General features: G+C 62.1%; 14 protein-coding genes. 9 read left to right on the forward strand and 5 right to left on the reverse strand.

Annotation, left to right across the window (positions count from 1 at the left end):
• Position 1: 1 nt before the first annotated feature.
• The 3 genes from moaE (at position 2) to AC2VNO_RS01945 (ending at position 1,913) form a co-directional block, all read left to right on the forward strand.
• Entirely contained in the window at positions 2-469 is a 468-nt protein-coding gene (gene moaE, locus AC2VNO_RS01935; RefSeq protein ID WP_486932552.1) for a molybdopterin synthase catalytic subunit MoaE, read from the forward strand.
• Positions 453-1,466, forward strand: coding sequence for a GTP 3',8-cyclase MoaA (moaA, locus tag AC2VNO_RS01940; RefSeq protein ID WP_486932553.1), 1,014 nt, complete (start codon positions 453-455; stop codon positions 1,464-1,466). Before moaE ends, moaA begins: the two co-directional genes overlap by 17 nt.
• A gap of 156 nt (positions 1,467-1,622) precedes the next feature.
• Positions 1,623-1,913 carry an H-NS family histone-like protein gene (locus AC2VNO_RS01945; RefSeq protein ID WP_209472237.1) on the forward strand — a complete coding sequence of 97 codons (291 nt, stop codon included), beginning with the start codon at positions 1,623-1,625 and terminating at the stop codon, positions 1,911-1,913.
• A 120-nt stretch (positions 1,914-2,033) separates the two neighbouring features.
• On the opposite strand, the gene AC2VNO_RS01950 is transcribed toward AC2VNO_RS01945, so the two are convergent.
• Entirely contained in the window at positions 2,034-3,617 is a 1,584-nt protein-coding gene (locus AC2VNO_RS01950) for a ribonuclease J (RefSeq protein WP_486932600.1), read from the reverse strand.
• A 231-nt stretch (positions 3,618-3,848) separates the two neighbouring features.
• Here AC2VNO_RS01950 and purU point away from each other — a divergent pair, with 231 nt between their 5' ends.
• Both purU and AC2VNO_RS01960 read left to right on the forward strand, forming a co-directional pair.
• Positions 3,849-4,703 (forward strand): formyltetrahydrofolate deformylase, encoded by an 855-nt coding sequence (gene purU / locus AC2VNO_RS01955; protein ID WP_486932554.1) that lies wholly within the window; start codon positions 3,849-3,851, stop codon positions 4,701-4,703.
• Between the two features lie 18 nt (positions 4,704-4,721).
• The gene (locus tag AC2VNO_RS01960; RefSeq protein ID WP_486932555.1) at positions 4,722-5,393 is read left to right on the forward strand and encodes an energy-coupling factor ABC transporter permease; all 672 of its coding nucleotides are present in this window, start codon (positions 4,722-4,724) and stop codon (positions 5,391-5,393) included.
• Positions 5,394-5,395: 2 nt separating this feature from the next.
• Here AC2VNO_RS01960 and dinB read toward each other — a convergent pair whose 3' ends face one another.
• Positions 5,396-6,445 (reverse strand): DNA polymerase IV, encoded by a 1,050-nt coding sequence (gene dinB / locus AC2VNO_RS01965; RefSeq protein WP_486932556.1) that lies wholly within the window; start codon positions 6,443-6,445, stop codon positions 5,396-5,398.
• A gap of 30 nt (positions 6,446-6,475) precedes the next feature.
• Entirely contained in the window at positions 6,476-7,123 is a 648-nt protein-coding gene (lexA, locus tag AC2VNO_RS01970) for a transcriptional repressor LexA (RefSeq protein WP_486932557.1), read from the reverse strand.
• Between the two features lie 200 nt (positions 7,124-7,323).
• Here lexA and AC2VNO_RS01975 point away from each other — a divergent pair, with 200 nt between their 5' ends.
• From AC2VNO_RS01975 to AC2VNO_RS01990, 4 genes are all read left to right on the forward strand, one after another.
• The gene (locus AC2VNO_RS01975) at positions 7,324-7,989 is read left to right on the forward strand and encodes a TetR/AcrR family transcriptional regulator (RefSeq protein WP_486932558.1); all 666 of its coding nucleotides are present in this window, start codon (positions 7,324-7,326) and stop codon (positions 7,987-7,989) included.
• A 2-nt stretch (positions 7,990-7,991) separates the two neighbouring features.
• Positions 7,992-8,510 carry a L,D-transpeptidase family protein gene (locus AC2VNO_RS01980; protein ID WP_486932559.1) on the forward strand — a complete coding sequence of 173 codons (519 nt, stop codon included), beginning with the start codon at positions 7,992-7,994 and terminating at the stop codon, positions 8,508-8,510.
• Positions 8,511-8,631: 121 nt separating this feature from the next.
• A complete protein-coding gene (gene nagZ, locus AC2VNO_RS01985) occupies positions 8,632-9,645 on the forward strand; it encodes a beta-N-acetylhexosaminidase (protein WP_486932560.1) in 1,014 nt (337 codons plus the stop codon).
• A gap of 43 nt (positions 9,646-9,688) precedes the next feature.
• Positions 9,689-10,267 carry a hypoxanthine-guanine phosphoribosyltransferase gene (locus tag AC2VNO_RS01990; protein ID WP_228579135.1) on the forward strand — a complete coding sequence of 193 codons (579 nt, stop codon included), beginning with the start codon at positions 9,689-9,691 and terminating at the stop codon, positions 10,265-10,267.
• 62 nt (positions 10,268-10,329) lie between these two features.
• Here the strand turns inward: AC2VNO_RS01990 and aptA are convergent, their stop codons facing one another.
• Positions 10,330-11,673, reverse strand: a complete 1,344-nt coding sequence (aptA, locus tag AC2VNO_RS01995) for an omega-aminotransferase AptA (protein ID WP_486932561.1) — start codon at positions 11,671-11,673, stop codon at positions 10,330-10,332.
• Positions 11,674-11,817: 144 nt separating this feature from the next.
• Positions 11,818-13,521, reverse strand: a complete 1,704-nt coding sequence (locus tag AC2VNO_RS02000) for an AMP-binding protein (protein ID WP_486932562.1) — start codon at positions 13,519-13,521, stop codon at positions 11,818-11,820.
• Between the last annotated feature and the right edge of the window lie 94 nt (positions 13,522-13,615).

A 13,615-nucleotide genomic window follows, 5' to 3' on the forward strand; every position in this document is an offset into this window, starting at 1 on the left:
CATGATCCGAGTGCAGGAGGCGTCTTTCGATCCCGGCCATGAACAGCAACAGCTCCTTGCGGGGCGTTCGGATATCGGTGCGGTAGTGAGTTTTACCGGCTTGGTACGGGACTTCAATGAGCGGCCTGATATAACGGCGCTGACATTGGAACACTATCCGGGCATGACCGAAGCGGCACTGGGAGAAATCGTGACGGAAGCCGAAGCTCGCTGGCCGCTTCAGGGGGTGCGCGTCATCCATCGGGTTGGACGGCTGGTGCCGGGGGACCCTATCGTATTGGTGGTGGTCGCCAGTGCACATCGTAGAGCCGCGTTCGAAGCCTGCGACTTCATCATGGATCACTTGAAGACCCGTGCTCCTTTCTGGAAAAAGGAGCACAGCATCACCGGCGACTACTGGGTCGCCGAGCGTGAATCGGACCACCGTGATGCCAGCCGCTGGGAGAGCGAGAATGACGAAATCCCCTGAGACATTGCCTTCGGCGTTGATCGACGACTTCGGCAGGCGTGTCCGATACGTACGTATTTCCGTGACGGACCGCTGCGATTTCCGCTGCGTATACTGCATGAGTGAGGAGATGACGTTCCTGCCCCGGGCGCAGATCCTGACGCTGGAAGAGTTGAGTATGGTGGCGCGGGCGTTCGTCGAGATGGGAGTGGAGAAGATTCGTCTGACGGGGGGCGAACCGCTCGTGCGCCGAGGTATCGATCAATTGATCGAGGAAACGAGTGCGCTGCCGGGGCTGCGCGATCTGGGCATGACCACCAATGGCGCGGGCCTGGTCAAGCAGGCGCGGCGCCTTCGCGAGGCAGGCCTTGGGCGTCTCAATATCAGCCTCGACACCCTGGACCCAGAGCGCTTTCGTCGCCTGACTCGCACCGGCGATTTGTCGCGTGTGCTGGAGGGCTTGCAGGCGGCACGTGAGGCCGGCTTCGAACGTATCAAACTGAATGCCGTGATCCTCAAGGGGCGCAACGATGACGAAGTGCTCGATCTCGTCGAATTCGCTCGTTCCGAGCGGGTCGACCTCAGCTTCATCGAGGAGATGCCGCTTGGCGATGTGTCCGACCATTCGCGGGCCGAGACATTTTGCTCGAGCGATGAAGTCAAGGCAGCAATAGAGCAGCGACACGAGCTGATTCCCACCACGGAATCGACGCTGGGACCTTCACGCTATTTCCGCATGAGTGACAGCGACAGTCGTATCGGTTTCATTTCACCACACAGCCATAACTTCTGTGCCAGTTGCAATCGGGTGCGCGTGACTGCGGAAGGGCGGCTCCTGCTCTGCCTGGGCAACGAGCACTCGGTGGATTTGCGTGCCGTACTGCGCCAGTATCCAGGCGACATTGATGCGCTCAAGCGCGCTATCGTGCAGGCACTTCCTCTGAAACCCGAGCGTCACCATTTCACCACGGACGGCGATGTCCAGATCGTTCGCTTCATGAACATGACCGGCGGCTGAAGACGACGTCAGCCGTCAGGTCGATGTCCTTTTTCTCAGTGATTCGGCTTATCGTCGGCCAGGGCTTTTCTTGCCAAATGGGTGATTCGGCATATACTTTCGACGAGTGGGCCTCTGGCCTGACTGACTCGTCTTTTTCTTGCGTGGAGGAGGCCAATGTCCAGCGAAACCCTGGAGCGCATCGCCCGGAACAAGAACGTGGCTCGTGCCGCTGCTCGTCAATTGAGCATGGAGCAGCTGCATAAGCTCTCCGATGTGATCGGCGAGGTCATTGAACAGAAAAACGAAGAAGAGAAGCTACGCAAACAGGAGGAAGCGGACAAGGAGAAGAAGCTGGCTGAGATCCGTGAGGCCATGAACGATGCCGGTCTCTCCGTGGAAGATCTCGTGGGAGAGCAGCCGCGCCGCCGGCGTGGACGTCCGCCCAAGAATGCCAGTGGCTCGTGATCCTGAGAGTTCATACGGCCTGCTTGGTGCAAGTTGGAAGGGAGCAAGGCGAGGGGCGTTGCTCCCTTCCGTACGCCTGAATCATGGCATGATAGTCGCGGGTAATTCTCCGCCGGGACATCAACGATAGGCGGGCGTTTCAACCGCAATCAACTGCAGATGGATATCCGGCAGTTGGCGAAGATGTTGTGCCATCCAGGCTGTGATCTGGGGCTGCAGGGCTGAGCGTAGCTCGGCCAACGACTCCACGGCGATTGCCTCCAATCGCTCGTCCAACCAATCGGTAAAACTTTCTTCGTCCATTGCGCTGACACCATGGGCATCAATCATCAGGCGTCCAATGCGGGTCCAGCCCGTGCCCGTCGTGGCGATCGAAAGCGCCAGGTAGAGCATGCCGTGGCGCGAAGAACCTCGATCCGCGGCAAGGCCCGGCAGGGGCGAGATGGAGTTCTGGGTGACGATGCAAGGACGCTGGGGGTGGCGCGATTCCAGGCTCAATCCTTCCGCGTCCAGGCGGATCAGGTCGCCGTTCACCGGTGCCAAGGGCGCTTGGATACCCATCGATTCCGCCAGCTCCTGGTGCGCCTGTTGGTGGCGCCGTTCACCGTGTACCGGCAGCAAATGTCTCGGCTTCACCCAGTCATAGAAGATGCGCAGCTCATCCTGCGCGGGATGGCCGGAAGCATGCAGTTCGGGATGGTTGAACTCATCCCATATCGCCACATCAAGACGCTCAAGCGCATGTTTGAGGCGTTCGATCTGATACTCGTTGCCGGGAATGGCCTTGGCCGAAAACAGCACGGTATCGCCGGCCATCAACTCGAAACTCTGATGTCGCCCATGGGCGAGACGACTCAAGGCGGCGCGCGGTTCGCCCTGGCTGCCCGTGGCAATCACCAATACCTCATCGGGTGGCAGGTAGCCAAGGTCGCTGACTGGCACCAGGGCGGGCATCTCTTCCAGGTAGCCCAGGCCGCGGGCGACCATCACCATGCGCTCCATGGCACGGCCCATCAGGCTTACCCGGCGACCGCAGCGCTCGGCTGCTTGCGCCACGGCCAGTACTCGGGCCAGGTTGCTGGCGAAACAGGTCACCACGACTCGGCCCGAGCACTGGCTAAGACGGTGCTCGAGGGCTCTGGCGACGTCGCCCTCACTGCGTGAATGGCCCGGCATGGGAGCATTGGTGGAGTCGCCCACCACCAGATCCAGCGGCGCCAGAGCACGAAAGATCGAACTCTTGATAGGCGGGCCTACCAGCGGTTCGGGGTCGAGCTTCCAGTCACCGGTATGCAATATGCGGTAATCCCCGGCGGCTATCAAAAGCGCACAGCTTTCCGGGATCGAGTGCGTAAGCGGCAGGTAGCGCAGACTAAAGGCGCCGCAATCCAGTGCCTCGCCAGCTTCGATCACCTGAATGGCGTCGCTGGACAAGCCGCGTTCATGGAACTTGGCTCGCAGTAACCCCGCGGCAAGTGGAGTGGCGTAGATAGGGCATTGCCACTTGGGCCACAGCCAGGCTGCTGCACCGATGTGGTCCTCGTGGCCATGGGTAATGAACAAGGCCTTGGGATGGATACCAAGCGCCTCAGGGGTTTCGAGGCTCGGTACCTGGAGCGGCGTGTCCGGCAGATCCTGGCGAATCATCATGCCGCAGTCGACGGCGACCCAGTCCTCGCCATACCCGTAGAGCCCCAGATTCATACCGATCTCGCCGCAGCCCCCCAAGGGCAGGAAGTGGAGCGGGCTACGGCGGCGGGGACGTATGGTGACGCGATTCGAAGACATCGGCAAAACATGACCAGACAGGTGAGTCTTCACTATACGGGATCGGCGCCACCCTTCCAATGCGAGCCCGGCACGGGCGGGCGTGTCGGGATCTGGCGAGTCCGCTACAATGCGTGCTTCCGATTACCCTCCAGCACTGGGTTGGCCATGTCTCACTACTATCGTCTCGTCGTTTCCTGCCCCGATCGCCGTGGCATCGTGGCTCGTGTCTCCGGCTTCATCGCGGGCCACGGCGGTTCCATCACCGAAGCCAGCCAGCACTCCGACCTGGAAGCCGAGCGCTTCTTCATGCGTTACGAGATTCTTGCCGACTCCATCGGCATGAGCGCGGCAGAGCTGACAGAGGCTTTCGAGCCGGTGGCGCGGGAATTCGACATGGAGTGGGCCCTGCGCGATACCCGGCATCGGCCGCGGGTCGTGATCATGGTTTCGCGTGAGTCTCACTGCCTGGTGGACCTGCTCTATCGTTGGACGGCAGGGGAGATGGATGGCGATATCGTCGGCGTCATCTCCAACCACGACGATATGCGAGGACTGGTGGAATGGCACGGCCTGCCGTACATCCACGTGCCGGTGGCGGCCGAGGACAAGCGGGCAGCCTTCGATGAAGTCGAGCGCCACGTCGAGGCGCTTGAAGCCGAGGTCGTCGTGCTGGCGCGCTACATGCAGATCCTGCCGCCGCGGCTTTGCCAGCGCTATGCCGGACGCGTCATCAACATTCATCACAGCTTCCTGCCCTCCTTTGCCGGCGCCCGGCCCTATCATCAGGCCCACGCTCGTGGCGTGAAGCTCATCGGTGCCACCTGCCATTACGTGACCGAGGAGCTGGATGCAGGACCCATCATCGAGCAAGACATTCACCGAGTGAGTCACTGCCATACGCCTCAGGATCTGGTGCGATTCGGTCGCGACGTGGAGAAGGCGGTGCTGGCGCGTGGCTTGCGTTGGCATCTCGAGGATCGTGTGCTAATCCATGGCAACAAGACGGTGGTGTTTGCCTGATCCCGTCGGGAGTTCGGCATGACGTTTTCCGAATTGGTACTTCCTGTCTGGCTGCTGATCGCCTGTGGAGCGCTTGCCTTGTCGATCGTCGGTCTGGGGCTGACGCAGCTCCCCTGGCGAACGCTGTCAGGCGACCGCGCTCTTCAGCATCGATGGCTGGCGGCGAGCCTCGCCGTCGTTCTGCTGTGGCAGCTCAGGGCTCAGTCGGTCGACTGGTTGAGTTTGCATTTGATGCTGACGCCACTGCTCACGCTGATCTTCAAGGCGCCGATGGCGCTGGTGACCAACCTGCTGGCAAACCTCTCTCTGGTACTGCTGGGCAAGGTGGGATGGCCGCTCTTGGGAGTCAACGTGCTGATTACCGGCGTGATACCGGTCGTGATCAGCGTGTCGATATGGCGCATCGTGGATCGCTTCCTGCCCGACAACCTGATGCTGTTTCTCTTCGTGTGCGGTTTTTTTGGTGCGGCACTGGCCACGCTCGGCACGGGGCTTGCCGGCCTGGGTATGATCATGCTGGCTTCCGGCGATCCCGAAGCGGTATATCTGGCCAGGGAGTATGCGCTGTTCCTGCCGCTGCTGATGCCCTCGGAAGCCTTTCTCACGGGCATGCTGCTCGGGATTCTGATGGTCTACCACCCTCACTGGGTGGCCACTTTCGACAGCCATCGCTATATCGATACCAAGTGACGTCAGAGCGGCAGGCTCAGCTGTCGCCTGGCGTCGTCCGGGACCAGTCTGACTCCCACCCCAAGCAGGCGTACCGGGCGTTGTCTTCTGGCCCAGGCCTGCTCCATCAGCGTCGAATAGGTGCGCAGCTCCGGAGCGCCGCCGCGACTGTCGAGAGTGGTGAGCGAGAAATCGTCAAAGCGAACCTTGACGAAAGTGCCCGCCACCGGTGGATGGCCGTGACGAGCCAGGCGAGCCTCTAGCCGTTCCCAAAGAGGTGTCAGCTGGGCGTGGCACTCGGCAACGGTGGGCAGGTCGGTGGCGAAGGTGGTTTCGACGCTTACTGACTTGCGCTCGCGCTCGATGCGTACCGGTCGCTCGTCTATCCCCCGTGCCAGTTCGAACAGGCGCTTGCCGAATTTGCCGAATTCCTGCAGTAGCCGCTCCAGCGGAACGCGCTGGAGATCCTCGCAGGTGTCGATCGTCAGCGCCTCGAGCCGCTTGGCCGTGGCCGGACCGACGCCATGCAGCTTGGTGACGGGGAGTTGGCGAATGAAGTCGTCGACCTGGCCCGGTGCGATGACGGTAAGCCCGTCCGGCTTTTCCCAGTCACTGGCGATCTTGGCCAAGAACTTGGCCGGCGCGGCGCCCACCGAGACCGTGATTCCCACCCGCTTGAGGCACTCTTCCTTCAGCCAGCGCGCCATCCAGGTGGCGCTGCCCGAAAAGCGGGTAACATCGGTGACGTCGAGAAAGGCCTCGTCCAGAGAGAGCGGTTCCACCAGCGGGGTCAGCTCATGGAAGATGGCCAGCAACTGCTGGGAGGCTTCGCGGTAGCGGTCGAAATCTCCCTTGAGCAAGGTGAGATGGGGGCACAGGCGCAGCGCTCTTGCGGTGGGCATGGCAGAATGGATGCCGTAGGCGCGGGCAGGGTAGTTGCAGGTGGCGATCACGCCGCGACCCTCGGCGGTGCCGCCAATGGCCAGCGGCACCTCCCGCAGTGCAGGGTTGTCGCGCATCTCGACCGCAGCGTAGAAGCAGTCGCAGTCGGCATGCAGAATCTTGCGGCTCATGACGACTTACCGGCCGAGCGCAGCCAGCTTTCAGCCCAACGCTTGGCCATTGCCACCGCGGATCACGCCAACGCCAATGCCCTCGATCTCGAGCGCCTGATGACGCAGGTCGATTTCGATCGGCGCGAAGTCGGGGTTCTCGGCTTCCAATACCACATGATGCCCCTGGCGATGGAAGCGCTTGACCGTCACCTCGTCCTCCAGGCGTGCCACCACGATCTGACCGTCGCGCACCCGCTCGGTGCGATGTACCGCCAGCAGATCGCCCTCCAGAATGCCGACGTCTTTCATCGACAGGCCGCGTACCTTGAGCAGGTAGTCGGCCCGGGGAGTGAAGTAGTCCGGGGGCAGGGGGCAGTAGCGATCGATATGCTCGGCGGCAAGGATGGGGCTGCCCGCGGCCACTTCCCCGATGATCGGCAGCCCTTCGCCGCCGGATTCGGGAGTGGCGTTATCGCTCTCCTGGGCTGGCAGGCGAATGCCGCGGGAGGTGCCGCGGATGACGCGGATCACGCCCTTGCGTTCCAGTGCGCGCAGGTGCTCCTCGGCCGCATTTGGCGAGCGAAAGCCGAGGGCTCGGGCGATCTCGGCGCGAGTAGGGGGATAGCCCAGCTCGTGCATGGTCTTGACGATGAAATCGTAAACGTTCTGCTGGCGCGACGTGAGGGGGCGGCTCATGGCGAACTCCGGTAGCTGTCTTGCGGTATTGTGCAAGTATACAGCATGGAAGTCTATCCAGTAAAAAGCCGCCGCGCCAAAGCCGCGCAGCTACGATATCGCGTTTTAAACGACATTGAAGACGCACACATTGAGTGATGAAAGATAATGACGTAGACTTTTGTAATGTTTAAAACAGTTGTTTCTAGCGGAAACTGATCATGGCGCAGACCGACACCGTTACACGTATTCTCGACACAGCCGAGGTTCTTTTTGCCGAGCGCGGCTTCGCCGAAACCTCCCTGCGGACCATCACCAGCAAGGCGCGAGTCAACCTCGCCGCGGTGAATTATCACTTCGGTTCCAAGAAGGCCCTCATCCAGGCGGTCTTCTCGCGCTATCTCGACCCCTTCACCGTGCGCTTCCATCATGCCCTCGACGAGCTCGAGGAGCGCCATGCCGGTGGTACGATTCCCCTCGAGGAACTGCTCGAAACCATGGCCCGCACCGTGCTCGAGGTGCCCGCGGAAAAGCATAGTCTCAAGGTGTTCATGAAGCTGCTCGGTCTGGCATACAGCCAGGCGCAGGGGCACCTGAGGCGCCATATCCAGGAGGAGTACGGCAGTGTCTTTTCCCGCTTCACCGATCTGGTGCGCCAGGCGACGCCGGAGCTGCCCGACGCCGAGCGTTTCTGGCGCCTGCATTTCATGCTGGGAACGGTGATCTTTACGCTTTCCGGCCTCGATGCGCTGCGCGATATCGCCGAAAAGGATTACCACGAGCATGTGTCGGTGCGCGACCTGATACGCCGCTTACGCCCCGTTGTGGTGGCGGCGATGAACGCACCCTTGCCGCCACCGGCCTTGCCCGCCTCGAAGGCAAGCTGAACATGCATACCCCAAGGCTCGAGACGCTGCCGCCGCAGGAAGAGGGCTGGCTCGAAATCGATATCGGTCGACAATGTCTCGTTCATTATCTCGGCGATCAGCCACGCAACGAGTGGCCGGTATCCACGGCCTTGGCCGGTGTCGGCCAGCGCGAGGGCAGCGGTTCGACGCCGCTCGGCTGGCACTATGTGCGGGCTGCCATCGGCGATGGCTACCCACTCGGCAGCGTGTTTCGCGGGCGACGCCCCACCGGGGAGGTATATACCCCCGAATTGGCCGAGGCCCATCCGGAACGCGACTGGATCCTCACGCGCATTCTATGGCTGTGCGGTCTCGAGCGTGGCTTCAACCGTGGTGGTGACGTCGATTCCCAGAGACGCTATATCTATCTACATGGCACTCCGCCCGATCAGCCGATGGGGGAGCCGCGTTCGCATGGCTGCATCCGCATGCGTGACCACGACCTGCTCGAGGTCTTTGGCGTGGCAAAGCCTGGTACCCCGGTCTGGCTTCACGAGTGAACCAGTCGGCTCGCTGGCGCTCCAGCATGTTCGGTAGCCGTGTCGGCCACTCCCCATAGCTGTTGCCGGGGGCGGCTTTGGTCTAGAATCAGCTCCCTTTGATGGCCACAGGACTTCGCTCATGACCCAGACCCTAGGCCCGGTGATGCTAGATCTGGAAGGGACCGAACTGCGGAGCGACGAGCGTGAAATGCTCATGCGACCGGAGGTCGGGGGCGTCATTCTGTTTGCTCGCAACATCGAGAATGCGCGCCAGGTGCGCGAGCTGTGCGATGGTATCAGGCGACAGCGCCCGGAATTGTTGTTGGCCATCGACCAGGAAGGGGGTCGCGTTCAGCGACTGCGTGAGGGAGTGACACGCCTGCCTGCGATGGGGCGGATCGGGCGCGACTTTGCGGATAACCCGGAAGTGACTCTCAGGCTGTGCCTCGATACCGGCTGGCTGCTGGGCATGGAAATGGCGGCATGCGGGCTCGATCTCACTTTCGCGCCGGTGCTCGACGTGGATTCCGGTATCTCGAGTGTCATTGGCGATCGCAGCTTCTCCTCGAACCCCCAGGCCGTGGCAGGCATGGCGGGCGCTTTGATCGATGGGCTGCATGAGGCTGGCATGGTGGCAGTGGGGAAGCATTTTCCCGGCCATGGCAGCGTCGCGGCTGATTCCCACCTGGAGCTGCCGATCGACGACCGCCCATTGCAGCAGTTGCGCCAGCACGACCTGATACCCTTTGCCGAGCTGACCCACCGGCTGGATGGCGTGATGCCCGCCCATGTCATCTATTCCGCCTTCGATTCGCGCCCTGCGGGGTTCTCGGCAAGTTGGCTGGGCTTGCTGCGCGAGTCGCTCGGTTTCAAGGGCACGATATTCTCCGATGATCTTGGCATGGCCGGGGCGGGCTTCGCCGGCGAGCCAGGTGAGCGGGCCCTCGCGGCACTCAATGCCGGCTGCGATATGGTGCTGGTCTGCAACGACCGGAATGCCGCATTGGAAGTGCTCGACGCCTGCCAAGGTCGCACCACACGCCGGGCGTCGCGCCTGCGCTATGGCCGTGCACGCCCCGATATCGACGCTCTCGAGGCGTTGGGTCGCTGGCGCCGTGTCCACGCCAGACTCGAGGCCATGGCCTCTCTCTGACCCGCTTCACTCACGTCGTTTACCTCATTGATACGAGCCTTTCATGCCCAAAATCGAAGCCGATTTTCATCAGTCCCTGGCAAGCATGCGCGATGTCATGGAGAACGCCGACTGCCTGATCAGTCATGAAGAGGTGGAGCGTGCGCTGGATCGCATGGCCGAGCAGATAACTGCCGACCTGGGCGACAAGCTGCCGGTATTCTACTGCGTCATGAACGGGGGGCTGATCACCACCGGGCATCTGCTGACCCGGCTAGGCTTTCCGCTCGAAGTCGACTATCTCCACGCGACCCGCTATCGAGGCGGGATCCGCGGCGGAGAGCTGTTCTGGCGCGTGTCGCCCGAGGTTCCCATGGCCGGTCGTCACGTGGTGATCGTCGATGACATCCTCGACGAGGGAGCGACCCTGGCCGCCATCCTCGCCTACTGTCGCGAGGCCGGAGCCGCCAGTATCTCCACCGCCGTTCTGGTGGACAAGCGCCACGACCGCAAGGCGGTGCCTGATCTCAAGGCCGACTACTGCAGCCTCGAAGTGGTGGACCGATACGTGTTCGGCTTCGGCATGGACTACAAGGGGTATTGGCGCAACGCCCCGGGCATCTTCGCCCCGAAGGGGCTCTAGGCCCCACTACCACTTTCAGGTGCTCGAGCCGGTGGTGATGGCCATCCGGCTCGCTCGTGTGCTCAGTCCAGTTCGCCGATGGCCTCGCCGAGGACGTTGATGAGACGATCGATCTCATCGCGTTCGACGATGAACGGCAGGCCGAGCTGGATGGTGTCGCCGCCGTAGCGCACATAGAAGCCCTTGTGCCAGCATTTCATGGCGATCTCGTAGGGGCGCCGTGCCGGTTCGCCCGGGTAGGCTTCGATCTGCAGCGCACCGGCGAGCCCATAATTACGAATATCGGTGACATAGCGTGAGCCTTTGAGGCCGTGGAGTGCCTGCTCGAAATAGGGGCTCAGCTCCCGCACACGCTCGATCAGGCGATCGCTTTCGAGCACGTCCAGCGCTGCCAGCGCCGCGGCACAGGCTACCGGATGCCCGGAATAGGTGTAGCCGTGGGGCAGTTCGAGCATGTAGTCCGGACCACCCTGATCCATGAAGGTCTGATAGATCTCGCCCTTGACGATGACCGCGCCCATGGGAATTGCGCCATTGGTCAGCTGTTTGGCCACGTTCATGATGTCCGGCACCACGCCGAACTCTTCGGCGCCGGTCATGGACCCCATGCGGCCGAAGCCGGTGATGACCTCGTCGAAGATGAGCAGGATGTCGTGGCGATCGCAGATCTCACGCAGGCGTTGCAGATAGCCCTTGGGCGGTGGGATTACCCCGGCGGAACCGGCCAATGGCTCGACGATCACCGCGGCGATATTCGACGCATCGTGTAGGGCGATCAGCTCCAGCAGCTCGTCGGCGCGCTCGGCACCTTTTTCGGGCATGCCGCGGGTAAAGGCATTCTCCGCGAGCAGGGTATGGGGCAGGTGGTCGGCATCGATACCTTGCCCGAACAGCACGCGGTTGGCGCCAATGCCACCCAGACTGATACCGCCGAAATTGACGCCGTGATAGCCCTTGGCGCGACCGATCAGCTTGGTCTTGGTCGGCTTGCCTATCTTGCGCCAGTAGGCACGCGCGATCTTCAGTGCGGTGTCGGCGCTTTCGGAACCCGAGCCGGTGAAGAACACGTGATCGAGCCCCTGTGGCGTGAGGCCACGCAGGCGGTGGGCAAGCTCGAAGGCCTTGGGGTGGCCGAACTGGAACGCCGGCGAATAGTCCAGTTGCTGTAGCTGACGGGTGACGGCTTCGGTGATCTCGGGGCGACAATGACCGGCGCCGCAGGTCCAGAGGCCGGAGAGGGCATCGAAGATGCGTCGGCCGTCGGCGTCCGTGAAGTAGCTGCCCTCGGCGGCCACGATGATGCGTGGATCGCGCTTGAACTGGCGGTTGCCGGTATAGGGCATCCAGTAGGCGTCCAGTTGCTCCTGGCTCAGGCCTGCGGCTCTTGGGGGTTGTTGTACTGACATGGCAGCACCTTCTTCGGTATGGCTGTTGTTGAAAATTTTGTTATACAGACTATAGCGAGTGAGCAATAAACTAAACAGCTGCGCCCCTGCCTTGGCAGGGGCGCAGCGCTTTCAACCACTTCTATCGGATCGAATCGTGTGCGATCAGGCCAGTCCCAGCTCGTGAGTGGCCTCCTCGCGCATCTTGAACTTCTGGATCTTGCCGGTAACGGTCATCGGGAACTCATCGACGAACTTCACATAGCGCGGAATCTTGTAGTGGGCGATCTTGCCCTTGCAGAACTCCTTGAGCTCGTCGGCGTTGAGCTTTTGGCCCTCACCGAGCTTGACCCAGGCCATCACCTCTTCGCCGTACTTCTCGTCGGGTACGCCGATCACCTGGACGTCGGAGATGGCCGGGTGGGTGTAGAGGAAGTCCTCGATCTCGCGCGGGTAGATGTTCTCGCCGCCGCGAATGATCATGTCCTTGATGCGCCCGACGATGGCGATGTAACCGTCCTCGTCCATGGTGGCCAGATCGCCGGTGTGCATCCAGCCGGCGGCGTCGATGGACTTGGCGGTAGCCTCCTCGTTGTTCCAGTAGCCGAGCATCACGCTGTAGCCGCGGGTGCATAGCTCGCCGGTCTCGCCGCGGGGCACGACGGCGCCCGTCTCCGGGCTCACCAGCTTGACCTCCAGGTGGGGATGAATGGTACCCACCGTGGTCACGCGCTTCTCCAGCGGAGCGTCGGTCTTGGTCTGAGTGCTGACCGGGCTGGTCTCCGTCATGCCATAGCAGATGGTGACGTCTTGCATGTTCATCTTTTCGATGACCTTGCGCATCACCTCGATGGGGCAGATCGAGCCGGCCATGATGCCGGTGCGCAGAGTCGACAGGTCGTACTGAGCGAAGTTGGGATGCTCCAGCTCGGCGATGAACATCGTCGGCACACCATAGAGCGCCGTGGCCTTCTCCTCGGAAACCGCCTTGAGCGTGGCCTCCGGCTCGAAGCCGTCACCCGGATAGATCATGGTGGCGCCGTGGGTCACGCAACCCAGGTTGCCCATCACCATGCCGAAGCAGTGGTAGAGGGGCACCGGGATCACCAGCCGGTCCTTCTCGGAGAAGCCCATGGTGCGAGCCACGAAGAAGCCGTTGTTGAGAATGTTGTGGTGGGAGAGAGTCGCCCCCTTGGGCGCCCCGGTGGTTCCCGAGGTGTACTGAATGTTGATCGGCTCGTCGAACTGCAGCGTGGCCTGAATCTCGGCCAGATGTTCTTCGGAGACGTCGTCGGCATGGGCCAGCATGCTCTGCCAGCTGAACATGCCGGTCAGGGCGAGATCGGCATCGAGACACACCACGCGCTTGAGCTCAGGCAGCTTGGCTGCGGAAAAGGTGCTCGGGGCACCGTCGCGCAACTCGGGGGCCAGCTCCGCCAGGGTCGCGACATAGTCGGACGTCTTGAACTTGCCCTGGAGAATCAGCGTCGAGGCGCCGGACTGCTTGAGCGCATATTCCAGCTCATGGGTGCGATAGCTGGGGTTGATGTTGACCAGAACGGCACCGATCTTGGCCGTGGCGAACTGGGTGATGGTCCACTCGGCGCAGTTGGGTGACCAGATGCCGACCCGATCGCCTTTTTTGACGCCCAGGGCGAGCATGGCTCGTGCGGCCCGGTTGACCGCCTGCTGCAGTTCCTTCCAGGTATAACGCAGGCCTTGATGCAGGCTCAGCAGGGCCTCGCCGTCCGGAAAGCGGGCGACCGTCGCGTCGAAGCAGTCGCCTATGGTTTCACCCTTCAGCGGCGTGTCGCTGATACCGCTGACGTAACTGTTCGGGACGCGTTGTTCAAGTGCTTGGCGTGTCATCGTGTTACCCGTCTTGTTGTGGCAGTTTGATGCGATAGTCGAGAGCCGGTATCGGAAGGGTGGGCTGCCGCAGGTCAGTGGCGTGGCCGGGCTG

The organism is Halomonas sp. TH-94, from assembly GCF_057473365.1.

Excerpts from the sequence above, each read along its gene's own strand:
- moaE (WP_486932552.1), top strand. The coding sequence starts at position 2 with ATGATCCGAGTGCAGGAGGCGTCTTTCGATCCCGGCCATGAACAGCAA.
- moaA (WP_486932553.1), top strand. The coding sequence starts at position 453 with ATGACGAAATCCCCTGAGACATTGCCTTCGGCGTTGATCGACGACTTC.
- AC2VNO_RS01945 (WP_209472237.1), top strand. The coding sequence starts at position 1,623 with ATGTCCAGCGAAACCCTGGAGCGCATCGCCCGGAACAAGAACGTGGCT.
- AC2VNO_RS01950 (WP_486932600.1), bottom strand. The coding sequence starts at position 3,617 with ATGAATCTGGGGCTCTACGGGTATGGCGAGGACTGGGTCGCCGTCGAC.
- purU (WP_486932554.1), top strand. The coding sequence starts at position 3,849 with ATGTCTCACTACTATCGTCTCGTCGTTTCCTGCCCCGATCGCCGTGGC.
- AC2VNO_RS01960 (WP_486932555.1), top strand. The coding sequence starts at position 4,722 with ATGACGTTTTCCGAATTGGTACTTCCTGTCTGGCTGCTGATCGCCTGT.
- dinB (WP_486932556.1), bottom strand. The coding sequence starts at position 6,445 with ATGAGCCGCAAGATTCTGCATGCCGACTGCGACTGCTTCTACGCTGCG.
- lexA (WP_486932557.1), bottom strand. The coding sequence starts at position 7,123 with ATGAGCCGCCCCCTCACGTCGCGCCAGCAGAACGTTTACGATTTCATC.
- AC2VNO_RS01975 (WP_486932558.1), top strand. The coding sequence starts at position 7,324 with ATGGCGCAGACCGACACCGTTACACGTATTCTCGACACAGCCGAGGTT.
- AC2VNO_RS01980 (WP_486932559.1), top strand. The coding sequence starts at position 7,992 with ATGCATACCCCAAGGCTCGAGACGCTGCCGCCGCAGGAAGAGGGCTGG.
- nagZ (WP_486932560.1), top strand. The coding sequence starts at position 8,632 with ATGACCCAGACCCTAGGCCCGGTGATGCTAGATCTGGAAGGGACCGAA.
- AC2VNO_RS01990 (WP_228579135.1), top strand. The coding sequence starts at position 9,689 with ATGCCCAAAATCGAAGCCGATTTTCATCAGTCCCTGGCAAGCATGCGC.
- aptA (WP_486932561.1), bottom strand. The coding sequence starts at position 11,673 with ATGTCAGTACAACAACCCCCAAGAGCCGCAGGCCTGAGCCAGGAGCAA.
- AC2VNO_RS02000 (WP_486932562.1), bottom strand. The coding sequence starts at position 13,521 with ATGACACGCCAAGCACTTGAACAACGCGTCCCGAACAGTTACGTCAGC.